Genomic DNA, 23,472 nt, shown 5'->3' with positions numbered 1-23,472 from the left:
GGAAAAACAATGCTTGCCGCCTTCGAGGACGCGTGTGGAGTGTCTAGAACTCTTCCCAGTTGCCCTCGGTCGAAGCTGGTGCAGCCGACGTGCCGAAGGCGGCTGCGAGCTTGCCGCCGAGTGCACGGGCCGGTGACGGAGCGGGCCTGGCATGGTCGGTGGCCGAGGCGGGAACCGGTCTGCGCATCGAAAGCATCGCCCCGACCGGGCGTGCCACCGGCTTGGCAGCCGCCCGGGCGGCGGGGGCCGCCTTGGCCACCTGGCCGAGATTGAACTGCGCCAGACGCTCCGAGAGGGCAGACACCTCCGTCACCAGCGTGTGCGAAGCGGCGTTCGATTCCTCGACCATCGCGGCGTTTTTCTGGGTCGACTGGTCCATCTGGTTGACCGCCGTGTTGATCTCCAGGAGACCCGTCGACTGTTCACGGGCGGCTTGGACGACCGCCTGGACATTGCTGTTGATCTGCTGGACTTCGGCAACGATCGCCTGCAGCGCCTTGCCGGTCTGGCCGACGAGATCGACGCCACGCTTGACCTGGTCGCCGGACGAGGTGATCAGCGCCTTGATCTCCTTGGCGGCGGTGGCCGAGCGCTGCGCGAGTTCACGCACTTCCTGTGCGACGACGGCGAAGCCCTTGCCGGCCTCCCCCGCACGCGCTGCTTCAACACCTGCATTGAGGGCCAGCAGATTCGTCTGGAAGGCAATATCGTCGATCACGCCGATAATGTTGGAGATCGACTGCGAGGATTGCTCGATGCCGGTCATGGCGTCAACGGCATTGCGCACGATCTCTCCGGACTTTTCCGCACCATCCTTGGTGCGGCTGACGAGCGTTCCCGCCTCCTCGGCGCGAAGGGTGGAGTCCTTGACCGAGGTGGTGATCTGCTCCAGCGCAGCGGCGGTCTCCTCGACGGAAGCGGCCTGCTGTTCGGTGCGGCGGGCGAGATCGTCGGCGCCCGAGCGGATTTCTTCGGAACCGGCCTGAATGACGGCAGCGTTTTCGGAGAAGGAAATCAGGGCTGCCTGGAGCTTTTCGACAGACGCATTGAAATCGACGCGGATTTCGTCAAGGGAGTCGGTAAATGGCTTTTCCAGCCGGATGGTCATATCTCCGTTGGAGAGGCTGGCCAGTCCGTTGCCGAGTTCGCTCACCGCGAACTTGATCGAATCCTCACGGGCGGCATGGAGGACGGAACGTTCCTGTCGTTCGATCTCTTCGCGGGACCGGGAGCTTTCCGCATCGGCTTCGAGCCTGATCTTGTGGCGATTGCTTTCCAGCAGGATGGCGAGGGAGCGTGAGAGGTCGCCGATTTCGTCCTTGGCATTCTTGTCGTTCAATTGCACGTCCAGCTGGCCATGGGCGATACGATCGGTCTCGGCAATCACGCCCTCTATGCGGCGGACGAATTTGCGGGCAATGAGCCAGCCGGCGAAACCGAGCAGGAGTGCAGCGATAGCGGTGATCGCAACGGCGCTCCAGGCCATGTTATTGAGTTGGGCAAAGACGGTGGATTTGGGCACCGAAACAATGGCGTACCAGTTGAGGTCATTCGTGAGCTTTACCGGATAGGCGACCGAGAAATAGCTCTGACCGTCCGGCGCGATCTCCTGCTCGACGCCGGGCTTGGCGATCAACTGATCCCAGCCGGCGGTGAGATCACCGCCGTCCTTGATATTTTTGCCTGCGAGCGCAGCGGAGGGATGGCTGATGATGCTGCCGGCACCCGTCACCAGGCTGAGATAGCCGGTCTCCATCGGGTGGACTGCGGAGATCGCCTTGTTGGCGTCGTCGAGCGAAATGTCCATGCCGGCAACGCCAAGCGCCTTGCCATCGACCATGATCGGCTTGGCGACCGAGGTCATCAGCACATCCTTGCCGTCGACCGCGTAGACATAGGGTTCGATGACGACGGTCTTTTTCTGGGTAAAGGGAAGCTGGTAGTAGTCGCCGGCGCCCGACACGCCATAATCGACCAACGGCGTGTGCTGGATCTTGTCGCCACTGCGCACCCAATAGGGCACGTAGCGGCCGGTGGTGTCGTGGCCTTCCTTGCCGACGAAATCCTTGTCCTTGCCGTCGAAGGCATTCGGTTCCCAGCCGGTCCAAACACCGAGCGCCATCGGATTATCCTGCAGCATGTTCTTCAGCAGGTCGTCGGCGGTCGCACGACTGGCGTTTCCGCTTTCCTTCATCGTCGACAGCGACGTCTCCAACGCATTGACGATGCCGAGCGCCACGCTCATGGATTTCTCGACGTTGAGCGCGTTGGTGGCAGCGATCTGGAGCATCTGATCGAGGCTCGATTTGCGCATATCGTTATAGGCGATGTAAAAAAGAACGCCCGATGCCGCGATTGTCGCGACGACACCGCAGGCCGCCACGGAAAAAATGTTGCGTCCGGTAGCCGATTTGAACTGCATGCGCGTACCTCCTCGAGCGGGCATGTCGTCGATCGAGCCGGGACGTGGCTGCACGTCGCGGAAATCGTTCGCAATTTGAAGAAAATACGAAGAGGCTGTTAATTTACGGTGTATTGCGCCAGCTTTACTTATGAGTTGGGCAGCTGTTCACGGGCTCACCTTGATTTGTCATGGGCTCTAGCGCCGCGCGTCTTTTCAGACGTGCAAACAATGCTGTAGCGCTTTGAATTTATGCATAATTTTGTCCTTGGCACCACCTCTTTGCCGGATCGCTATTCCAGCTCATGGGACGCGCCGCAGTGCCGCTGCTACACCCTAAAAATTCCATCTGCCAATAGCTCGATCATTGTAAAGCGCTCGTTGCAGAAGCGCGGAAAATCCGCCGAAATCCTCAATCAGAACGAGGTGCTACTGTCCTTTTCAAAACTGTCACATCAAGACGCTATAAGGATTTTCGCCCGACGCCTCTTGCGCCGAAAGCGTTTCACCGCCAAAATTGCGCCATGCCTGACAGCGACCCATCCAGTACAAGCTCCGCCCGCTCCAACCGGGATCTCCCGGCCGAAGAAGCTGGCGACCACTGTAGGCGGTGCGATGACATCCGCCTCGCCTCAGGCATATCAGGTTCCAGCAGAGAGCGTTCCAGACCATCGCGAATGACGGGGCCGTTGCAGGCCGACTGGATTTCCAACCGTTCCGGCTGGGTCGGGCTTGCCACCTCAAGGAAATCTGAGGACTGATGGAACCTGTACTGATGTTAACACGATGATGGAAAGACGATGGGCGATGCTGATATAGCGTCACTTCGAACGCCTTGCCGCGTCGCCTGATCCATGCGGCATTAAAACCTCAACGAATAGGGTCCCTGTGTTTCTGGAAATTGGAATTGTGGCGTTTCTCACCATCGTAAATGGTGTGCTCGCCATGTCGGAGTTGGCTGTTGTGTCTTCTCGAACAGCCCGCCTAAAGGTTCTCTCTGACAATGGGAGCAAAGGTGCAGCTCAGGCAATCAAACTTGCCGAAAACCCCGGTCGCTTTCTCTCTACGGTTCAGATCGGCATCACGCTGGTCGGCGTTCTCTCCGGCGCTTTCTCAGGTGCCACGCTCGGCGGCCGCCTGAGCGGATGGCTGGAAGCCCAGGGGCTGTCATCGACGGCCGCCGATGCCATTGGTGTAGGTTCAGTCGTTGTGGCAATCACCTATCTTTCGTTGATCATCGGCGAACTTGTTCCAAAGCAGATCGCATTGCGAGAACCCGAAGCGGTTGCGGCCAAGGTCGCCCCGGCTATGGCGGTACTTTCAAAAATCGCGCTGCCACTCGTGTGGCTTCTAAACGCCTCCGGAAATCTTGTGCTTAAGCTTTTGGGCCAATCAGGAAAAGGTGGCGACAATGTCTCTGACGCAGAGATCAAAACTGTTCTGGCCGAGGCGCAGTCGGCTGGCGTGATCGAAAGCGAAGAGTCCGCGATGATATCAGGCGTTATGCGACTGGCGGACCGCACCGCCCGAGCGCTTATGACGCCCCGACGGGACGTCGAAATTATTGATATTGACGACAGCCTTGATGAAATTCGAACCCAGTTGCACCGGACGAAACGGTCTCGGTTGCCCGTTCGGAAAGGCAGTTCGGACGAGGTGATCGGCATCCTTCCGGTCAAGGACTTCTACGACTCGATGTCCGAACACGGCAGTGTCGACATCAAGGCTCTGACGCAAGACGTCCCGGTGGTTTCAGACCTTTCAACCGCCATCAATGTGATTGAAGCAATCAGGAAATCGCCCGTCCACATGGTGCTGGTTTTTGACGAGTACGGTCATTTCGAGGGAGTTGTTTCGTCAGGTGACATTTTGGAAGCGATCATGGGAGCTCTCCAGGAGGGACCTATCGATGAGCAAGCCATCGCTCGCCGAGACGACGGTTCTTACCTCGTGTCCGGCTGGACGCCGATTGACGAATTCGCTGAGTTCTTAAATCTCAAGCTCGATGACGATTTGGAATATCAGACTGTGGCTGGCCTGGTGTTGGAAGAGTTGAAACATCTGCCGGAATTGGGTGAGAGCTTCACGCGAGATGGATGGCGCTTCGAAGTCGTCGATCTCGACGGGAGGCGCGTCGACAAAATACTTGTGTCTGCGGATTGAAGGTCGGCACGCTCGACGGCAGCAACATCAAAGATCCGCATCCGCCACATGGAAGATGTGGCCTGACAGCAGGAGTGAACGCCATGGCATGGTCCGCCAACCAATATGTGAAATTCGAGGATGAGCGCACGCGACCGGCGCGTGACCTGTTGGCACAGGTGCCGCTGCAAAGCCTTCGCCACGCCATCGATCTCGGCTGCGGACCGGGCAATTCGACAGAACTGATCATCGAGCGCTACGGGGCGGCCGGCGTCTCCGGCGTCGACAGCGACATGAACATGCTGGAGGCAGCGCGCAAGCGACTTCCGGACACTGCCTTCGTCGAAGCCGATCTCACTCGCTGGCAGGCGGACGAACCCGCAGACCTTTTGTTTGCCAATGCCGTCTTCCAATGGCTGCCCGATCATCTCGATATTTTCGACCGGCTGATGGACGGGCTTTCCGAAGGCGGCGTGCTTGCGGTGCAGATGCCCGACAATCTCGGCGAACCCTCGCACCTGGCGATGGAGGAGACGGCGCATGCCGGACCGTGGAAATCCGCCTTCGAAGCGAAGACCGTGCGCCGCAAGGGGCTGCCGCCGCCGTCCACTTACTACAGCCGGCTGATCGCCAAATCCTCGCGCGTCGATATCTGGCACACCATCTACAATCACCCGATGGCGGATGCGGCTGATATCGTCGAATGGGTGAAGGGAACCGGGCTGATGCCCTATCTCGCCCATGCCGGCGAAGAGCATCGCGAGGCATTCCTGGCGGATTACCTCCAGCGGGTGGAAAAGGCCTATCCCAAGATGTCGGATGGGCGGGTGCTGCTGAGGTTTCCGAGGATTTTCATGGTGGCGGTCAAAGCGTAACCGACCTCGGGCGCACGTCAGATGTTGTCAAATGCCTGTTACCCCTCGCCGCCTATGTTGCGGCGAAACCGGTACGCATTATAGTCGGCCGCAAATTGCAAGGAGATGACACATGGACGCTGCCCCAACCCCGCCGGTCACCCTCGTCATCTTCGGCGCCACGGGAGACCTGACGCGCCGCCTACTGGTGCCGGCGATCATCAATCTAACGCGCAGCCGCCTCGTCGGCGACGATCTCCACATTCTCGGCATCGGCATCGAGCCGGGTGACGATGAATTCCTGCGCGGGCGGCTCGACCAGTTCCTCAACCATCTGAGCGGCGAAGAGCCGACGGTAAAGGACGAAGCCTGGGAAAGCCTGCGCCGGCGTATTTCCTATACGTCAGGCGATTTCACCAAGGACGATATTTTCATCGAGATCGGCAAGCGGCTGGGGCCGAATGCCAATGCCGCCTTCTATCTCGCGGTGCCGCCATCCTTCTTCGGGACGATCGTCGAGAAGCTCGCCGCGCATGGGCTGACCGATGAAAGCAATGGCGTCTTCCGCCGTGTCGCGATCGAAAAACCGTTCGGCACCGATCTCGCCTCGGCGCAGGCGCTCAATGCGCAGATTCTCGCCCAGGTCGGGGAAAGCCAAGTCTACCGGCTCGACCATTTCCTCGGCAAGGAGACGGTGCAGAACCTGATGACGGCTCGTTTCGCCAACATGATGATCGAGTCCTTGTGGAACAGCCGCTACATCGACCATGTGCAGATCACCGCCGCCGAGATCGTCGATGTCGGCAGCCGCGGCAAATTCTACGATGCGACAGGTGCGCTGCGCGACATGGTGCCGAACCATCTTTTCCAGCTGCTGGCGATGATCGCCATGGAGCCGCCGAACAGCTTCGATGCCGAGGCAATCCGCAACGAGAAAAGCAAGGTGCTGAAGGCGCTGCGCATCTATACGCCTGATGAGGCCAAGACGCACGGCGTGCGCGGCGCCTATGGCGCAGGCCCGCTCAATGGGGCTCAGCTTCCCGCCTATCGCGACACCAGGGACGTTTCGCCCGACAGCAGGACTGAGACTTTCGTGGCGCTGAAGCTCTATGCCGATACCTGGCGCTGGGCCGGCGTGCCCTTCTATCTCAGAACTGGCAAGGCGCTGACGGCGCGCGACACCGAGATCGTCATCACCTTCCAGCCGGTGCCCTTCGCACAGTTTCGCGAGACCGATGTCAAGAGCCGCCTGCCGCCGAACCGGCTGGTGATCCAGGTACAGCCGGACGAGGGCATGAGCATGGAAATCTCGATCAAGTCGCCGGGGCTTTCCGTCGATACCGTGCCGGTCTCGCTCGATTTCCGCTATGCCGACAAATTCGATATAGCCAAGACGACCGGCTATGAATCGCTGCTCTACGATCTCTTCATCGGCGACCAGACGCTGTTCCAGCGCGCCGACGGCATCGAGGCCGGCTGGGCGGCGGTGCAGCCCTTCCTCGATATCTGGGCTGGGGATCAGAGCGTGCCTGACGCTTACGCGCCGGGCAGCATGGGACCGGCCTCAGCCGACGAACTGATCCAGCGCGACAGGCGGCAGTGGCATGAACTCGGCGTCATCCTGCATCACGACAAGAAGGACGGCAAATAGCGCCCTCCCCTGGTGTTACTGGTTTCCGTTATCACGGCATGCGGCGCTGACCGAGGCGCCGCTCTTGCCGCCTTCGGTGGCAAGCGCTCCGCGTGCCTTGCGCGGCGGGCAGCGCGCCCAGTCGACCGGACCGCTTAGAGGCTCGTTGTCGATGCTGCCGGTTTCGATCGAGTCGAGCGGGATTATCAGCCCGCTTTGCGTTTCAACTCCCGGCGCGGTGCCGAGCGGCGGCGTGCCGTCGATCCGTCCGCTGGCATCCATGCCCATGTTCGACTGGGCAAGAACCGGGGCGGAGAGGCTGAGGAGAGCGATCGAAGTTGCTGCAATAAACCTGCGCATGATGCTATTCCTTCTGGTTTCAGCGATCGTTTTTGTTTCACGCAATTCCGGACGCGAAACCGCTGCACACTTTTGCTGGAATTGCTCTAGCAACAGGCGATGCCAGCTCATTGTTCCCCCGGAAGCGGGCCGCAAACGATCAAAGTTCGGCGATCGGCCGAAGCCACCTCAAAGCGGGGGATATCAGGCTCAATCGCGCCAGCGCGACAGGAGTTTGTCGAGACCTGTCGGATAGAGATCGATGCCGGCGTCGCGCAGCCTGTCGCGGCCGAACCAGCGCGCCGTCGCCGCCGTCTCGTCGAGTTCGGAATAGCGGATTTCATCGCGCTCATAGAGCGACGCATCGGCCAGTTCGATATCAGCGGCAAAGATGTATTCGTGACCGGTCGCGCCGTGATGCTCGTAGATGTTTTCAAGCAGATGCCAGGGACCGACGATGCGAATATCGGTCTCGAGTTCCTCCCTGAATTCGCGCTGCAGGGCCTCTTCGCGGCTTTCGCCGAATTCAATGGCGCCGCCGAGCGGGCGAACGCCCTTGATGCGATCACTGTCATCCTCCACTTCGGCGGCGAGCAGCCGGTCATTGCGCCAGGCGAGGCCGATCACCTTCACCCTGATCTGCTGCGATGGGCGCCAGATGGCCATGGGCTCTCCTTCCATCCAAGGGACCGCGGATGCTCTTCACTCCGGTGCTTCCGAAGCGAGAACAATGAGCCCCGCAAAATGCGGGGCTCCTGATCTCTCGTCTCAGACGAACTGGCTGAGGCCCGGGACGGAAGCGACGACCTCGTCGACGACTTCCTCGCCAGCATATTGCCTGGCGATCGCGATGGTTTCCTTGGCAAGCGAGGTGATCTCGCCCATGCCGAGGCCTTCGCCCATCAACTGCTGGCCGAGCCCCATGATGCCGCCGCCGCCGAGCGAGCTCATCAGCCCGCCGAGCAGACCGCCGCCGCCGGCACCTGCGCCGTTGAACTGGGCGACGAGATCGGCGCCACCGGGGATCGCTTCGATCATCTTGGCGACCGGGCCATCGGCGGCCTCGCGCTGCAGGAAGCCGAGCATCATGCCGAGCGCCTTTTCGGCCAAATCAGGCGCAATACCCACACGATCGGCGATCTGGGTCACAATTTCATTCATCGTCAGCCTCCTGTTTTTTTGACGTTAACGTCAACGTTATTCGAAATTCCACAGCAACTCAAGCCGGCCCTCCCCGGGCGGCGCTTTGTCCGGTTTTGCTTTCAATGCAAACAGTTGTCCGCATGCGCCTGCCTGCTTATAACAGGGAAACGATGGTTCGATGAAGGTAGCTGAAGCAAGCCTTCTCATAAATGGCGGCAGAGCCCCAAGGGAGCATTCCGAATGATCGAGGAAGGCAAGATTTTCATCGGCGCGAGCCGCAATCCCGATGACAGCATCAACAAGCCGGAATATCTCGACCTGAAATTCGGCAATCGCCACGGCCTCGTCACCGGCGCTACCGGCACCGGCAAGACGGTAACGCTGCAGGTGCTGGCCGAAGGTTTCTCCCGGGCCGGCGTTCCGGTGTTTGCGGCCGATATCAAGGGCGATCTTTCGGGCATCGCCGCCAAGGGCGAGCCCAGGGATTTCCTGACGAAGCGCGCCGAGCAGATCGGCTTTGCCGATTACGAATTCGACCAGTTTCCGGTGATATTCTGGGATCTGTTCGGCGAGAAGGGCCACCGGGTGCGCACCACCATCGCCGAGATGGGACCGCTGCTGCTCGCCCGCCTGATGGATGCCTCCGAACCGCAGGAAGGCGTCATCAACATCGCCTTCAAGATCGCCGACCAGGGCGGGCTGCCGCTGCTCGACCTCAAGGATTTCAGCTCGCTCTTGAACTATATGGGCGAGAACGCCAGCCAACTTTCCAACCAGTACGGGCTGATCTCCAAGGCCTCGGTCGGCTCGATCCAGCGGGCGCTGCTCGTTCTCGAACAGCAAGGCGCCGAGCACTTCTTCGGCGAACCGGCGCTGAAGATTTCCGACATCATGCGCACCAGCAATAATGGCTACGGCCAGATCTCGGTGCTGGCCGCCGACAAGCTGATGATGAACCCGCGGCTTTACGCCACTTTCCTGCTCTGGCTGCTCTCCGAGCTCTTCGAGGAATTGCCCGAGGTGGGCGACCCCGACAAGCCGAAGCTCGTCTTCTTCTTCGACGAGGCGCACCTGCTCTTCAACGACGCGCCGAAGGTGCTGACCGAACGCGTCGAGCAGGTGGTGCGGTTGATCCGCTCCAAGGGCGTCGGTGTTTATTTCGTGACGCAGAACCCGCTCGACGTGCCGGAAACGGTGCTCGCCCAGCTCGGCAACCGGGCACAGCATGCGCTTCGCGCCTATTCGCCGCGTGAACAGAAGGCGGTGAGGACGGCGGCCGATACATTCCGTGCGAATCCGGCCTTCGATTGCGCCACGGTCATCACCAATCTCGGCACCGGCGAGGCATTGGTCTCGACGCTGGAGGCCAAAGGCGCGCCTTCGATCGTCGAGCGCACGCTGATCCGCCCGCCATCCGGCCGCGTCGGCCCGGTGACGGATGACGAGCGCCGGCAGATCATGGACAGGAGCCCGGTTCTCGGCATCTATGACGAGGATATCGACCGCGAATCCGCCTTCGAGCTGCTGGCCGCACGGGCGAAGAAGGCGGTCGATGCCGAAGCCGCCAAGCGAGCCCAGGAAGAAGCGCCTCAGCAACAGGGCGGCACGACCTCCGGCTGGAACCTGCCGGGCTTCGGCGGCGGCAATGACGACGACAACCAGGGCCGCGGCCAATCGCGCGGCAGGACTTCCGGCTACCAGCGCGAAACAGTGGTGGAAGCGGCAATGAAAAGCGTGGCGCGCACGGTGGCGACGCAAGTCGGCCGGGCGCTGGTGCGCGGGATCTTGGGCAGCTTGAAGCGATAGGATTGCGGACTGTCGGCAGGCAGAAAAGGGGTGGCAGGATCGCTGCCTGCCGCCCCATTGGCTGCTTTGCCTTGAACCTTCAGCCTTTATTCCCTAAATTCCCTGCCATCGACCATTTCAACAGGATGTGTGCCGCAATGGATTTTAACCCGATCGCAACGCCAGTTCGCCTTGCCAACCGGGAAATCCAGATCCATGCCTGCATCCATCACCCTCTCCCAAATTTCGTGGTCCGCGCCTGACGGGCGGCCGCTTTTTTCCAATCTCGACCTGAGTTTCGGGGCCGAGCGTACCGGTCTTGTCGGGCGCAACGGTGTCGGCAAGACGACGCTGCTGAAGCTCGTCTCCGGTGAAATCCAGCCGCATTCGGGCACCGTATCCGTCAACGGCAGCCTTGGCGTGCTGCGGCAGAGCGTTCAGGTAGCATCTGACGAAACGGTTGCCGATCTCTTCGGCGTGACCGATGCGCTCGCTGTTCTTCGCCGCGCCGAAGCCGGCGCGGCAACGGCCGACGAGCTGGCATCCGCGGACTGGATGCTGGAGGCGCGCATTGCCGCAGCCCTCACTCGGACCGGGCTCGACGCGTCACCGGAAACCCCGCTTGCGGCACTCTCCGGCGGGCAGCGCACACGTGCCGGGCTGGCGGCGCTGATCTTTACCGAACCGGATTTCCTGCTGCTCGACGAGCCCACGAACAATCTCGATCGCGAAGGCCGCGAGGCGGTGATCGCGCTGATGTCAGGCTGGCGGGCCGGCGCCATCATCGTCAGCCATGACCGGGAACTGCTCGAAAGCGTCGACGCGATCGTCGAACTGACCTCGCTTGGCGCCACGCGCTTCGGCGGCAACTGGAGCCATTATCGCGAGCGTAAGGCCCTCGAGCTCGTGGCGGCACAGCATGATCTCACTGAAGCCGAAAAACGCATGGCCGAGGTGGCAAAGAAAGCGCAGGCGACAGTGGAGCGCCAGGCGCAGAGGGACAGCACCGGGCGGAAGATGGCCGCCAAGGGCGGCATACCGCGCATCATGCTCGGCGGCATGAAGGAGGGGAGCGAAACGACGGGCGGCGACAATGCCCGCCTCGCCGAACGCCGGCGCGCCCAGGCACTGGAAGAGGCAAGGGCAGCGCGCGAGAAGATCGAGATCCTGCAGCCCTTGTCGGTCACCTTGCCGCCGACCGGGCTGCCCGCCAGCAAGATCGTGCTGAGGATGGATGGCGTGACATCGGGCTACCAGCCGGGTGATCCCGTCATCCGCGATCTCTCCTTCGATGTGACCGGACCGGAGCGTATCGCCGTCACCGGCCGCAACGGCTCGGGCAAAACGACCTTGCTGGCGCTCATCACCGGCGACCTAAAACCCTGGGCGGGCACGATCGGCGTCATGACTGCCTTCTCGATGCTCGATCAGACGGTCAGCCTTCTCGATACGTCGGCCTCGATCCGCGACAATTTCCGTCGGATCAATCTGCTTTCCGATGAAAATACCTGCCGGGCCGCCCTTGCCCGCTTCATGTTCAGGGCGGATGCGGCGCTGCAGACCGTATCGACGCTGAGCGGCGGGCAATTGCTGCGAGCGGGCCTTGCCTGTGTGCTCGGCTCAGCGCCGCCGCCGCTGTTGATCCTGGACGAGCCGACCAACCATCTCGACATCGACTCGATTGCCGCCGTCGAGGCCGGATTGCGCGCTTACGACGGCGCGCTCATCGTCGTCAGCCACGACGAGACATTCCTCAGGAGTATCGGGATAACGCGGCGGCTGGATTTGTCTGCCGGCCACCCGGGATAATTCCGCCTCATGCCTGCTGCCGGCCTCCGACGCGACGATTCCGGCAGACGGCGACGATCAACGCGGTGACGCAGATCAGGAGTTCGAGAACGAAGGTCCAATGCAGCATGAAACTCACGATCCAATTGCTGTAGGTCGCCGGCACCGTCGTCAGCTCGAATTTCGACCAATCGAATGGCGCGAGCCAAAGCATCGGCGCAGCGACGGTATCCATAACCATATGAAGCACGACGGCTGCGAAAAAGACGGCGGCCGTGGGAAGCCAGTCCGGCGCCAGTCGACTGATCGCCGGCAGGGCCGTGGCGGCGAAGCCGAGCCAAAAAAGCGGCCAGTGGGAGACATAGTCGTGATGGTGGACTTTGCCGCCGGTCAGGAAGAAATAGACCATATCGAAATCCGGCAATACGCTGCCGATCAAGGCTACGATCATGATGCCGGGTGCGGCGGACCGTTGCCGCGCGGCGCTCCCGAGAAGGTAGCCTGCAGGCAAATGGGCAATGAGCATGCGTCTTATTCTCCCGGTCGGTCCCGAAGAATCCTCTATGCGCGGTTTATGGCTAGAATCGGCGCAGATGCAGCTCCCTTGCCTCTTTTTGCGGGCAATGTTATTTGGGTCTTGCAAGCTTTTGAGAAAGGAGGATCACGCAATGCAATATTACTTTCGGTTTAATCGCCAGCGTGGTCCCGTCAACGCCCTGCAAATGCGTTTGCAGGGCTGACCAGAGACCGTTTCTCAACATCTCTTCCTGGTCTGCCCTTCGTGGCCAATGCGGCGCCGTAATTGACAGCGCGCATTCCTCTCATTTCCCGGGCTCGAACCGCGCAATCCCGTGATGGCTGAATGCCCCGGATCGTGCCGACCACCCGGTCAAGACCAGAGAACGATCATGACACTCATCAATATCCGCAATCTCGGCGTGACGCTGGGCAATCCGTTGTTATCCAATCTCAATCTCGTCGTCAACGCCGGCGACCGCATCGGCCTCGTCGCCGCCAACGGGCGGGGGAAATCGACGCTGCTTGCCTGCATCACCGGTACGCTGGAGCCGAGCGAGGGCGAGATCACCAAGGCGCGCGGGCTGACCATCGGCCATGTCGCGCAGAATGTGCCGCCTCCCCTTTTCGACACGCCGTTCTACGATGCGGTGCTGCAGGCGCTGCCGGCCGATCAGGCCGAAAGCGAGAGCTGGCGCGTCGACGTCGTGCTGGAATCACTCGACGTGCCGGAGCTCATGCGGAGCCGGCCGCTGAAGCAATTGAGCGGCGGCTGGCAGCGGCTTGCCATGCTTGCCCGCACCTGGGTGAGCGAGCCCGACGTGCTTCTGCTCGACGAGCCGACCAACCATCTCGACCTTGAAAAGATCGCGCAGCTGGAGGGCTGGCTGAATGCGCTGCCGCGCGACGTGCCGGTTATCCTGTCCAGCCACGACCGCGCCTTCCTCGATGCGACGACCAACCGGACGCTGTTCCTGCGGCCGGAGCAATCGCCGGTCTTCGCCCTGCCCTATACCAGGGCACGCGCCGCCCTTGACGAGGCCGACGCTTCCGAAGCCCGGCGCTACGAGCGCGACATGAAGGTGGCGGAGCAACTGCGCAAGCAGGCGGCGAAGCTCAACAATATCGGCATCAATTCCGGCAGCGACCTGCTCGTCGTCAAGACGAAGCAGCTCAGGCAACGGGCGGAGAAGCTGGAGGACGCGGCAAAACCGGCGCATCTGGAGCGCTCGGCCGGCGCCATCCGGCTCGCCAACCGCGGCACCCATGCCAAGGTGCTGGTGACGTTGGAGGATGCGGTGGTGACGACGCCCGATGGAACGCCGCTGTTCAAGACCGGCCGGCAGTTCATCTGCCAGGGCGACCGCATCGTGCTGCTCGGCCTCAACGGCGCCGGCAAGTCGCGGTTGGTGTCGATGCTGAAACAGACGATCGAAAGACCCGAGATGGCGCGCGACGGCATCAAGGCGACGCCGTCGCTCGTGCTCGGCTATGGCGACCAGGCGCTTGCCGATCTTGCCGACAGCGATACGCCGATCGGCACGATCATCCGCCGCTTCGATGTCGGTGACCAGCGGGCGCGGGCCTTGCTGGCAGGCGCCGGCATGACAATCGACATGCAGGCAAAACCGATCGGCCAACTGTCCGGCGGCCAGAAAGCGCGGCTCGGCATGCTGGTACTGAGGCTTGCGGAGCCGAACTTCTACCTGCTCGACGAGCCGACCAACCACCTCGACATCGAGGGCCAGGAGGCGCTGGAGAGCGAGTTGATGGCGCACGAGGCGAGCTGCCTGCTGGTATCGCATGACCGCAGTTTCGTGCGGGCGGTGGGAAACCGGTTCTGGCTGATCGAGAAGAAGCGGCTGGTAGAGGTGGAAAGCCCGGAAGGGTTCTTTGCTTCGGTTGGAGGGTGATGGTGGTGGGTGGTGGGATCCGGAGCGTAATTGTTGTTGACGGTGTGCCGTGAGGCCCCCTCATCCGGCTGCCGCCACCTTCTCCCCGCTGGGGAGAAGAGACTCGTGGCGACGTCTCGATTCCCCCTTCTCCCCTCGGGGAGAAGGTGCCCGTAGGGCGGATGAGGGGGCTGCACGGCACACCGCCAACGTCGCTCCCAAACCTACCGCTTCGGTGCGACCAGACAGAAGAAGGCGCCTTGCGGGTCCGTGGCCTGGACGATCCAGCTGCCGCCAGGGACTTCCATCGGGCCGTGGACGACCTTGCCGCCGCCCGATGTGAGGCGTTCGGTTGCGGCGTCGAGGGTCGGCACGATGAAATAATAGCACCAGAAGGGCATCGGAAGGTTTTCCGGCTTGGTCATCATGCCGCCGATCTGCCTGCCGTTATGGGAGAAGAGATAATAGACGCCCATCGGACCCATGTCGAATTCGCTGTGCTTCGTCCAGCCGAACCGCTTGGAATAGAAGGCCAGCGCTTCTTCGCCATTGGCAGCATAGAGTTCGCGCCAGCCGATATTGCCGGGCGCGTCGAAGGCCAGTTCCGGCATGGGATTTTCCATCGGCGCCGGCGTCATGATGCAGAGCACCGCGCCATGCGGATCGGCGACGACGGCGAAGCGACCGATGGTCGGGATGTCTTCCGGCGGACGGCGGACCGAACCGCCATTGGCGGCAAAATCCTTGGCCGACTGGTCGACGTCGTCAACGTCGACATAACCCGTCCAGTTCGGCGGAATGCCCTTGCCCTCGAGTTCGGCCGGAAATTCCATCAGGCCGGCGACGCCGATGCCGTTCGCCTCGAAGATCGTATAGGTGGGCATGCCCTCCATTTTCATTTCGGAGGTGGTCCAGCCGACGACCGAGCTGTAGAATTTCGCGGCAGCTGATGTGTCGGGGGTCATCAACTCGCACCAGATGAACTTTCCATGCGTCTCAGACATCATACTCTCCCTTTTTCGACGCTCCTCTTCGGAGGCCTCTTTGCAAGGCCCCTATTTCGAGGGTGAGCGCCGTGATTGTCAGATCCTGCGGGCGTAATGCGCTTCCATGAACTGCTTCCAGGAGCCATCCGGCTGCTTGGCGCTGGAGACGAAGGTGCGGTGATCGGCATCGACGAAGATGATCTGCTCGCGGTAATCGGCAAGGCCCTCGCCGTTGAAGTCAGGCCCTGTCGTATAAAGGTCCAGTACATTGCCTGACGCATCGACCTCGCCCTCATAGACCCACATATAGTCCATCATGCTGCCGATCCAGCTGCCGACATACTTGCCCTTTGTGGCGTTGTAGCCGAGCGTCAGGATGCTGGTGGCCTCCTTACCGTCCGGCATGCGGCCGGTCCCTTCGGCGACGAACCAGATGCCGTGCAGCGAGCGGACGGTCTCGGTCCAGGGCTCACCGCCACTCATGTCGGGTGCGGTGACGGTCCAGTCGCCGATCAGCCTTTCCAGAAAGGAATGTTCCTTCAGCACTTCAGCGGTCTTCATCATCCTCTTCTCCCTTGAGTGATGGTGGCGCTTGTTTTCCGCATTCCGGACGCAAAACCGCTTACACTTTTCGGCATCATGCTCCGGCTCAGTGACAGCAGGATGGCGCCTTGGCGGCCTCCTCATATTCGTCGTGGCGGCGCACGAAATTCATCGTGCTGTCCTCGTTGCGGCCCTTCGGCGCGCGGTCGAGGATCATCAGGGTGCCGATCAGTTCTTCCGGCCCGCGAGCATAGCTCGAATAGGTATGGAAGATCTCACCCTTGTCGTTGCGGTAGAAAGCGCTGAGGCCCGGCAGTTCGTCATTGGCATCAGCCGGCTGCATAGGCGTGAAATTGTAGAAGACCTTATCTTTGGCAAGATCCTCGGGGCTAAAAGAAACGTGATAATCGAAATTGAAATCGCTGCCGAAGGAAGAGACCCAGGGAAATTTCCAACCCATGCGCCTTTTGTAGGCAGCGATCTTGTCGAGAGGCGCGCGCGAAACGGCGACCCAGGTAACGTCATGATGGTTCAGATGCGGCAGGGCGCCATCGACATGATCCGATAGGAAGGAGCAGCCGGTGCAGCCGGCATCCCAATCCGGGCCGAGCATGAAATGGTAGATCAGCAACTGGCTGCGACCGTCGAAGAGATCGGCGAGCGACTTCCTGCCCTCGGGCGTTTCGAAGACATAATCCTTGTCGACCTTTACCCAGGGCAGCGCCAGACGGGCGGCGTTGACGCTGTCGCGCAGCCGCGTCGCCTCCTTCTCCTTTGCCAGCAGGGCACGGCGGGCCTCCAGCCACTCTTCGCGGGAAACAACGTCATTCTGCATGGAGTGCGCCCTCCTCCGGCGCTTGCCGGTGAAGCCGGCTCATCTCCTTCTCCTTGACTAAATACATTGATATCAATAGAAATGAAGCATGTCAAATTCGATCGAGATTCCCTTTTCCACGACGCTGATGGTGCGCGACACCTGCCTCTGCCTGCATGTGCAGCGGGCAGCGCGCGCGCTTGCCCGGCTGTTCGACGACGCGCTGAGGCCGGCCGGGCTGACCAATGGGCAGTTTTCGCTGATGATGTCGCTGAACCGGCCGGAGCCACCGCCAATGGGGCCGGTCGCCGCCCTGCTCGCCATGGACCAGACGACGCTGACGGCGGCGCTGAAGCCGTTACAGCGCAAGGGCTGGGTGACGGTGATGGAGAACCCGAGGGACAGGCGCGGCCGGCTGCTGAGCCTCACCACTGAGGGCAAGGCGGTGTTGGTGAGAGCGCTGCCGATCTGGGAAAGCACGCATGCGATGATCGACGGAAAGCTGCCGGATGGCAGCGTCGCAAGGCTGCGGCAGGATCTGCAGGCGTTGTCATGAATGGCGGCCGAAACGCCGAAGCCGGCCGGATACCACCCTACCCGGCCGGCAGATGGTGGCAGCCGATACGGCTGCCAACTTTTTTAAAATCGATCAGGCGACGGTGACCGGAACCTCGGTCGAGGTGCGCATGGCGTGGCTGTAGGGGCAGACGATATGGGCTGCGGCTGCGAGCTTTTCAGCCGTTTCGCGGTCGAGACCCGGAATGTCAACCGTCAGTGCCACTTCGATGCCGAAGCCGCCACCATCTTCCCGCGGGCCGATGCCGACCTTGGCGGAGACCGTCGTGTCTTCCGGAATCTTGACCTTCTGCTGGCCCGCGACAAATTTCAATGCACCGAGGAAGCAGGCGGAGTAGCCGGCAGCGAAGAGCTGTTCGGGATTGGTGCCGGTCGCACCGTCGCCGCCGAGTTCCTTGGGGACGGTCAGGGTCACGTCCAGAACGCCGTTTTCGGAAACGGCGCGGCCTGCGCGGCCGCCGGTGGCAGAGGCTTTGGTCGTATAGAGAATAGGCATGACGATCTCCTTTGGTTGGCCCTTCGATGGGGTTGGATTTTTAGTATCGCACAATTAAATTGTACGCAAGTGAATTTTGCAAATTGCATTTCGAATTCGAAAGGAGGACAATCGGGCCTTAGAACAGGATGATCTTAGCCGCGCCGGCCTAAAATCTGAATCCTGTTCTAAATTAAAGAGTTAGAGCATGATGTCGCCCGAAAACCGCTGACACTTTTCGGCATCATGTTCTAGAGCAATTCCAGCAAAAGTGCGCAGCGGTTTTGCGCCCGGAATTGCGTGAAAACAAAGGGATAGAGCATTTCGTGATTCGAAGAAAAACGGGAATGCTCTAGGGATGATGGATATGAAAGCGCACACGACGAAGACGATGGAGATACCGCAAGAGGAGAAGCGGCTGGAAAAACAGCTGTGCTTCGCGGTCTATGCGACGGCGCATGCTTTCACCCGCGCCTACAAGCCGATCCTCGACAAGGTCGGCCTGACCTATCCGCAATATCTGGTGATGCTGGTGCTCTGGGAACGCGGCGAATTGCCGGTCAAGACGATCGGCGAGCAGTTGGATCTCGATTCCGGCACGCTGTCGCCGCTGTTGAAACGGCTGGAACAGAGCGGGCTGATCAAGCGCATCCGCGACCTGCGCGACGAACGGCAGGTGATTGTGTCGCTGACCCCTAGAGGTGAGGCTATGAAGGGGGAGATCGACACGATCATGATGGCGATCGGGCAAGCCGCAGGCTGCACGCTTAAGGAAATGGCCGAGATGCGCGACATGCTGCATCGGCTGCGGGGTAATCTCGGGCGGGCCGGCGCGGACGGAGGCTGAACGCGTCCACCCGGTAGACCCGCATCAGCGTGCGCTCCGAGAGATCAGGGCCGCGGCTTAGCCGGCGACCGACGCTTCTTTGCAGGAGCTGCCTTAGGTTCGGCCTCGGCCTCCTGCTGCAAACGCAGCGCCTTCAGCTTCTCCGTCTTCTTGTCACGGGCCGATGCCTCGGCGGCGATGATGGCACGCGCCGTGTGATCGGTCGCTTCTGCCTTGTCGCGAGACGAGAGCTTGGCGGGATTGAAGAATTCTCCCTTGGTGGCGGTCATGTGCCCCTTTCCCAGGTGATGGCGGCGCTACAGCATAATTCCTTAAATCGGAATTGGCTCAAGGAATTATGCAGAAATTCAAAGTGTTACAGCGTCCATTGCGCGCCTCAAAAAACGCGCAGCGCTGCAAGCCATGAATCCGCGGCTGAAAGCCGTGATCTCACGGCTGAAACCATGGTTCCGCGGTCGGACCGTGATGCCACAGCCGGACCGCGACTCCCCGGCCGGGATCAGCGGGTGCGGAGAACTTTCTTCGGTGCCGGCAGCAGACCTTCGCGCTGCAGCTTCTTGCGGGCAAGCTTGCGCTGGCGGCGAATGGCCTCGGCCTTTTCGCGGGCGCGCTTCTCGGACGGCTTTTCAAAGGCGCTGCGCGCCTTCATTTCCCGGAACAGGCCTTCCCGCTGCATCTTTTTCTTGAGCACGCGGAGCGCCTGATCGACATTGTTGTCCCTGACGAGTACCTGCAAAACGATATCCTTCCTGTCGCGGCGGCGAGGCCGCACTGTCCATATTAAAAAGCGCGGGACTACTTCCCGATTTTGATGCTCGAAAACTTCAGCCAGGGTTCGGCGCCATCGGACTTGGCCGCCGCTTGGGGGGAAACCCTGGATGGCGTTTCCCCGGTATCGATGTCGGCCTCAGTGATGCGGCGTTCGAAATTCTCTGCGTCGAACTGGACGCGGTATTGCACATGCCCATGGTCGTTGGGCAGGATGCTGGAGATCCGGCACCGCTTGTCGGCTTTCGCCGTGCGGGTGAGGCCGGACTTCAGCACGATCATGTCGCCGACTTTATAGTTTGGTCTGCCCATTTCAGCGTCCCTTCGACTCTTCGGCTGCTCAATCGGTCAATCAGAACGACCAGGGGCCATTCAGGTACGACCGAGGGCCATTCCGGAAAAGCCTGCGATCAAAGCAAAAAGGCCGGGCTCGGACCCGACCTCTTCCAGTCACTCAGCCCGCTGCCCGTATGGTCAGCTCACCGCCACCCCTGGTCAGCTCGCTGCCAGTACATCCGTGGTCAGCTTGCCGCCAGCACATGGCCAGCCCGCTGCCATATTCATGGTCAGCAGAGGCGAATGACAAATCATGCGGCCTGAAGATTATCAGCCGAATTCTTGCCGGACTTCTTGTCGCGGACGAGATCGTAGCGGATCTTCTGACCTTCAACGAGTTCGCGCATGCCGGCGCGTTCAACCGCTGAAATATGGACGAAAACGTCCGTAGAACCATCATCCGGCTGAATGAAGCCAAAACCCTTGGTGCCATTGAACCACTTGACGACGCCTGAATTCATAACGATCTCCTTTTCAACCGTTTGTGTTCGCCTGCGGAGAGATATCCGACAAGCCGTATCGATGTTGAGAGGATATCTGACGGTGCGCTCAAGCGCGTGGACAAAGGTCGCAAGCAATTCGATACGCACCATGTAGGATATTTACCGAATTAAGCAATGGTATTTCGGAAAATAATTCTCTTGCGGGCGCAAAATGAAGCTCTTGTCCAGGGGAAAGCAACCTGCTTGCCCGGGGACAAAGGGATCGGTCCGAGGCGGCCGGATCGCGGCCGCCTGGGTGAAAATTACTGCCAGACGACGATCGGCGCCTTTGTCGGAACGCGATCGTAGAGATCGATGATATCCTGGTTCAGCAGCCGCACGCAGCCCGATGAGACGGCCTTGCCGATCGAGCGCCAATCGGGATTGCCGTGCAGGCGATAAAGCGTGTCCTCTCCATTCGAGAAGATGTAGAGCGCGCGGGCGCCGAGCGGGTTTTTCAGGCCAGGCTCCATGCCGCCGTTGTCGATCGAATATTTGACGAGTTCCGGCTGGCGGGCGACCATCTCGTTCGGCGGTTTCCAGCGCGGCCATTTCTGACGCCACTGGATGACGCCCGAGCCCTGCCAGGCGAAACCCTCGCGGCCGATGCCGACGCCGTAGCGCATCGCCATGCCGTCGCCCTGGACGAGATAAAGGAAACGCGACGGCGTATCGACGACGATGGTGCCGGGCGGCTGGCCAGTGGGATCGACGACGCGCTGGCGATAATAGCGCGGATCGATCTGCTCGTAGGGAACGGCCGGAATGAGAAAGCCGCCATCCTCAACCGGGCCATACATGACGGCAAGCTCGGGCCCGCTCGGCACGCTTGACGCGGCCGGGGACTGGAACAGGCGCATGGGCGAACGATAGATGATCGACGTATCGCCCGATGTTACCGTATTGGCTGAGGAGGCGCAGCCGGTGAGCGCGGAGGCTGCGGTCAATGCCGAAAAGGAAAGAAAGCTGCGGCGGGAAAGATGTCTATCGAAGCTCATGACGCGGGACTGATTTCCTCTGATGCGGGAAGCCGGACGAAAGGGCTGATAAACCAGCGATTCGCCCGATGCCGATAACAACAAGAGAAGATCTATCGGCTTGCGCCAAATAAACCATAGCTTCACGTAGACGTGTCCGGCCTGAAGCGGACGATATGAGCAGCGCTGTTGCAGCGCTACATCACAACGATCTCGGCCCTGGCAGGCACGCGGTCGTAAAGATCGATGACGTCCTGGTTCAGCATGCGCACGCAGCCCGACGATGTGGCCTTGCCGATCGATTGCCAGTCGGGCGTGCCGTGGACGCGATAGAGCGTATCCTGCCCGTCCTTGAAGATATACATGGCGCGCGCGCCGAGCGGGTTCATCAGCCCCGGATTCATGCCGCCATTCTCCGCCCCGAACGGGCGAACCTCAGGCTGGCGCGAGACCATTTCGACCGACGGTGTCCAGCGCGGCCATTTCTGCTTCCACTGGATGACGCCGCGGCCGGACCAGGCATAACCGTCGCGGCCGAGGCCGACGCCGTAACGCATCGCCTTGCCGTTGCCCTCGACGAAATAAAGGAAATGCGCCTTGGTATCGACGACCACGGTGCCGGCACGCTCGGTCGTCTGATAATCGACCTCCTGGCGCAGGAACTGCGGCTGTACGCGGCTGACCGGGATCGCCGGCAGGGTGAAATCCGCGTCGCGAAGCTCACCATACATCGCCATATGCACGGGATTGGTCACCGGCAGGCCATAGGTCTGGTGGAACTGGGTCTTGTAGAGTTCGCGCGTCTGCGGCACCGGCTGATCGGGGATCGGCCGCACCCGGCGCGGATCGACACCGGGCGGCTGATAGAAGACCGGCGAGGTTTCCTGGACGAAGCGGGCGGGCGAATCGGCGGCGACATCGGGAATGAGGATGTTGCACCCGCTCAGCGACGCAACCGCAATCACGAGCCCGGCAATCGGGAAGACCCGGCGCAGAAAATTCATGGAACCACCCTTATCAACGATCGGCAGACAACGACATCTGCCGGGACGATCGCATCCGCGGCTGGCGCGAGGCTGGCGTTGGGGTGGAAAAGGCACAAGGTCAGGAAACGACCAGCCCGCCGCCATCGGTGGCGGGATCGCGGATCAATCGTCCAGGGCACTTAATCGCAATTGCCGGTGGCGGCGAAACTCAGGCCGCCACCCCGTGGAAGAAACGGATGCTCTGTTCGATCTCGGCCGGCAGCGCCGAGGTATGATTGCCGGCGACGGTTTCGGTCTCGATATGAATGCCGGCGGCGCGGGCGCGGCGGGCAAGCAGATCGGCGCGGTCGTTGAAATGCGGCTCCTCCGTGCCGTGGACGACACGCACCGGGCATTTGAAGCTCTGGGCGTAACACAGAGCCGAGCGCACCTCGAATTCATGCTCATTGCTGTCGTCGAAGCGGATATCCTGGGGATAGCGGCTGAAAAAGCGGAAGGCGTTGGGGTTGCCCGAAATCGGCGCGGCGGCGCGGAACTTGTGGGTGGTCATCGCCGTCAGCATGGTCAATGTGCCGCCGATGCTGTGGCCGGCGATGAACAGCCGTTCGGGGTCGACGCCCGGCAGATGCGCCAGGCGCTCGGTGGCGGCCAGCACGTCGTCGACCTCGTCGTAGAAGCCGGAGAAATTGCCCATCTGGCCGTTTTCGCCGCGCAGCGACGGCATCATCACGACATAACCGGCATCCATATAGGGCTTCATCAGCTGCCAGTGGCCGATGCCCATGGCATTGCCGCCGTGCAGGAAGAGCACGGCCGGTTTGGCGGCGCGCTCGCGCTTGTATTTGGAAACCCAGGCCGCCAGTTCCAGCTCGCCGTAGCCGGAGCGGTAGAAGATCTTGTCGGCATCGGCAGGCGCATTCAGCGGTTCGTATTTGTCGGGCGCCGGGCCCTTCTGCAACAGCTTGGTGCGGAAATGGTGGCGGACCTTGGCATAGTCGTGCTTGGCGAGACGCGGCTCGTCCGGGACATCAAACGCGGCTGCCATGCGCGGCAGGATGAGTGCACCGGCAAGACCCGCCAGAACGGCACGGCGTTGACGGAAAAAGGAATTTTGTTCAAGCGAGCTCATAACGCACCCATCATTTCCCCGGCACGCAGAATCTGCACCGGAAGATCGTTGCCGCCAATACAC

Annotated in this window: 24 protein-coding genes; 8 read left to right on the top strand and 16 right to left on the bottom strand. The window is 61.1% G+C overall.

The window, feature by feature from the left end; translation table 11 throughout:
• Positions 1–43 precede the first annotated feature (43 nt).
• On the bottom strand, positions 44–2,422 hold the full coding sequence (locus tag AB8B31_RS05045) for a methyl-accepting chemotaxis protein (RefSeq protein ID WP_439007376.1): 2,379 nt from the start codon (positions 2,420–2,422) through the stop codon (positions 44–46).
• 867 nt (positions 2,423–3,289) lie between these two features.
• Between AB8B31_RS05045 and AB8B31_RS05040 the strand changes: the two genes are divergently transcribed.
• From AB8B31_RS05040 to zwf, 3 genes are all read left to right on the top strand, one after another.
• The gene (locus AB8B31_RS05040; RefSeq protein ID WP_018241201.1) at positions 3,290–4,564 is read left to right on the top strand and encodes a hemolysin family protein; all 1,275 of its coding nucleotides are present in this window, start codon (positions 3,290–3,292) and stop codon (positions 4,562–4,564) included.
• Positions 4,565–4,647: 83 nt separating this feature from the next.
• Positions 4,648–5,418: a trans-aconitate 2-methyltransferase gene (tam, locus tag AB8B31_RS05035; RefSeq protein ID WP_439007375.1), complete on the top strand. Its 771-nt coding sequence runs from the start codon at positions 4,648–4,650 to the stop codon at positions 5,416–5,418.
• Positions 5,419–5,530: 112 nt separating this feature from the next.
• Positions 5,531–7,048, top strand: coding sequence for a glucose-6-phosphate dehydrogenase (gene zwf / locus AB8B31_RS05030; protein ID WP_018449431.1), 1,518 nt, complete (start codon positions 5,531–5,533; stop codon positions 7,046–7,048).
• A gap of 15 nt (positions 7,049–7,063) precedes the next feature.
• On the opposite strand, the gene AB8B31_RS05025 is transcribed toward zwf, so the two are convergent.
• From AB8B31_RS05025 to AB8B31_RS05015, 3 genes are all read right to left on the bottom strand, one after another.
• Positions 7,064–7,387, bottom strand: coding sequence for a hypothetical protein (locus AB8B31_RS05025; RefSeq protein WP_018241198.1), 324 nt, complete (start codon positions 7,385–7,387; stop codon positions 7,064–7,066).
• Positions 7,388–7,576: 189 nt separating this feature from the next.
• Complete coding sequence (locus tag AB8B31_RS05020) at positions 7,577–8,032, bottom strand: NUDIX hydrolase (RefSeq protein WP_047619596.1); 456 nt, start codon at positions 8,030–8,032, stop codon at positions 7,577–7,579.
• Between the two features lie 102 nt (positions 8,033–8,134).
• Positions 8,135–8,527: a hypothetical protein gene (locus AB8B31_RS05015; RefSeq protein WP_018449432.1), complete on the bottom strand. Its 393-nt coding sequence runs from the start codon at positions 8,525–8,527 to the stop codon at positions 8,135–8,137.
• A 222-nt stretch (positions 8,528–8,749) separates the two neighbouring features.
• Here AB8B31_RS05015 and AB8B31_RS05010 point away from each other — a divergent pair, with 222 nt between their 5' ends.
• On the top strand, positions 8,750–10,315 hold the full coding sequence (locus AB8B31_RS05010) for a helicase HerA-like C-terminal domain-containing protein (RefSeq protein WP_439007374.1): 1,566 nt from the start codon (positions 8,750–8,752) through the stop codon (positions 10,313–10,315).
• Positions 10,316–10,510: 195 nt separating this feature from the next.
• Positions 10,511–12,103, top strand: coding sequence for an ABC-F family ATP-binding cassette domain-containing protein (locus tag AB8B31_RS05005; RefSeq protein WP_439007373.1), 1,593 nt, complete (start codon positions 10,511–10,513; stop codon positions 12,101–12,103).
• A gap of 7 nt (positions 12,104–12,110) precedes the next feature.
• Here AB8B31_RS05005 and AB8B31_RS05000 read toward each other — a convergent pair whose 3' ends face one another.
• Positions 12,111–12,608: a metal-dependent hydrolase gene (locus AB8B31_RS05000; RefSeq protein WP_247265597.1), complete on the bottom strand. Its 498-nt coding sequence runs from the start codon at positions 12,606–12,608 to the stop codon at positions 12,111–12,113.
• A 382-nt stretch (positions 12,609–12,990) separates the two neighbouring features.
• On the opposite strand from AB8B31_RS05000, the gene AB8B31_RS04995 reads away from it, so the two are divergent.
• Complete coding sequence (locus AB8B31_RS04995) at positions 12,991–14,511, top strand: ABC-F family ATP-binding cassette domain-containing protein (protein WP_439007372.1); 1,521 nt, start codon at positions 12,991–12,993, stop codon at positions 14,509–14,511.
• Positions 14,512–14,714: 203 nt separating this feature from the next.
• Here AB8B31_RS04995 and AB8B31_RS04990 read toward each other — a convergent pair whose 3' ends face one another.
• From AB8B31_RS04990 to AB8B31_RS04980, 3 genes are all read right to left on the bottom strand, one after another.
• Complete coding sequence (locus tag AB8B31_RS04990) at positions 14,715–15,494, bottom strand: VOC family protein (protein WP_283186263.1); 780 nt, start codon at positions 15,492–15,494, stop codon at positions 14,715–14,717.
• 78 nt (positions 15,495–15,572) lie between these two features.
• On the bottom strand, positions 15,573–16,040 hold the full coding sequence (locus tag AB8B31_RS04985) for a DUF1579 domain-containing protein (protein ID WP_028733806.1): 468 nt from the start codon (positions 16,038–16,040) through the stop codon (positions 15,573–15,575).
• An 85-nt stretch (positions 16,041–16,125) separates the two neighbouring features.
• The gene (locus AB8B31_RS04980) at positions 16,126–16,854 is read right to left on the bottom strand and encodes a DUF899 domain-containing protein (protein ID WP_018449440.1); all 729 of its coding nucleotides are present in this window, start codon (positions 16,852–16,854) and stop codon (positions 16,126–16,128) included.
• Positions 16,855–16,942: 88 nt separating this feature from the next.
• On the opposite strand from AB8B31_RS04980, the gene AB8B31_RS04975 reads away from it, so the two are divergent.
• On the top strand, positions 16,943–17,389 hold the full coding sequence (locus AB8B31_RS04975; protein WP_028733805.1) for a MarR family winged helix-turn-helix transcriptional regulator: 447 nt from the start codon (positions 16,943–16,945) through the stop codon (positions 17,387–17,389).
• Positions 17,390–17,482: 93 nt separating this feature from the next.
• Here the strand turns inward: AB8B31_RS04975 and AB8B31_RS04970 are convergent, their stop codons facing one another.
• A complete protein-coding gene (locus AB8B31_RS04970; RefSeq protein ID WP_018241187.1) occupies positions 17,483–17,905 on the bottom strand; it encodes an organic hydroperoxide resistance protein in 423 nt (140 codons plus the stop codon).
• 337 nt (positions 17,906–18,242) lie between these two features.
• On the opposite strand from AB8B31_RS04970, the gene AB8B31_RS04965 reads away from it, so the two are divergent.
• Positions 18,243–18,731: a MarR family winged helix-turn-helix transcriptional regulator gene (locus tag AB8B31_RS04965; protein WP_018241186.1), complete on the top strand. Its 489-nt coding sequence runs from the start codon at positions 18,243–18,245 to the stop codon at positions 18,729–18,731.
• Between the two features lie 44 nt (positions 18,732–18,775).
• Here the strand turns inward: AB8B31_RS04965 and AB8B31_RS04960 are convergent, their stop codons facing one another.
• The 7 genes from AB8B31_RS04960 to AB8B31_RS04930 form a co-directional block, all read right to left on the bottom strand.
• Positions 18,776–19,000 (bottom strand): hypothetical protein, encoded by a 225-nt coding sequence (locus AB8B31_RS04960; protein WP_003546479.1) that lies wholly within the window; start codon positions 18,998–19,000, stop codon positions 18,776–18,778.
• A gap of 230 nt (positions 19,001–19,230) precedes the next feature.
• On the bottom strand, positions 19,231–19,467 hold the full coding sequence (gene rpsU, locus AB8B31_RS04955) for a 30S ribosomal protein S21 (protein ID WP_018241185.1): 237 nt from the start codon (positions 19,465–19,467) through the stop codon (positions 19,231–19,233).
• 59 nt (positions 19,468–19,526) lie between these two features.
• Complete coding sequence (locus AB8B31_RS04950; RefSeq protein ID WP_018241184.1) at positions 19,527–19,811, bottom strand: hypothetical protein; 285 nt, start codon at positions 19,809–19,811, stop codon at positions 19,527–19,529.
• A gap of 275 nt (positions 19,812–20,086) precedes the next feature.
• On the bottom strand, positions 20,087–20,296 hold the full coding sequence (locus AB8B31_RS04945) for a cold-shock protein (RefSeq protein ID WP_003546468.1): 210 nt from the start codon (positions 20,294–20,296) through the stop codon (positions 20,087–20,089).
• 284 nt (positions 20,297–20,580) lie between these two features.
• Positions 20,581–21,315: a L,D-transpeptidase family protein gene (locus AB8B31_RS04940; protein WP_047619579.1), complete on the bottom strand. Its 735-nt coding sequence runs from the start codon at positions 21,313–21,315 to the stop codon at positions 20,581–20,583.
• Positions 21,316–21,491: 176 nt separating this feature from the next.
• The gene (locus AB8B31_RS04935; RefSeq protein WP_047619577.1) at positions 21,492–22,298 is read right to left on the bottom strand and encodes a L,D-transpeptidase; all 807 of its coding nucleotides are present in this window, start codon (positions 22,296–22,298) and stop codon (positions 21,492–21,494) included.
• Positions 22,299–22,488: 190 nt separating this feature from the next.
• The gene (locus tag AB8B31_RS04930; protein ID WP_018449444.1) at positions 22,489–23,409 is read right to left on the bottom strand and encodes an alpha/beta hydrolase family protein; all 921 of its coding nucleotides are present in this window, start codon (positions 23,407–23,409) and stop codon (positions 22,489–22,491) included.
• Positions 23,410–23,472: the final 63 nt, after the last annotated feature.

This window comes from Rhizobium sp. 62_C5_N11_2 (assembly GCF_051811185.1).
GTDB lineage: Bacteria > Pseudomonadota > Alphaproteobacteria > Rhizobiales > Rhizobiaceae > Rhizobium > Rhizobium leguminosarum.
The sequence above is the reverse complement of the archived record's forward strand: the minus strand, read 5'-3'. Positions and strand labels throughout refer to the sequence as shown.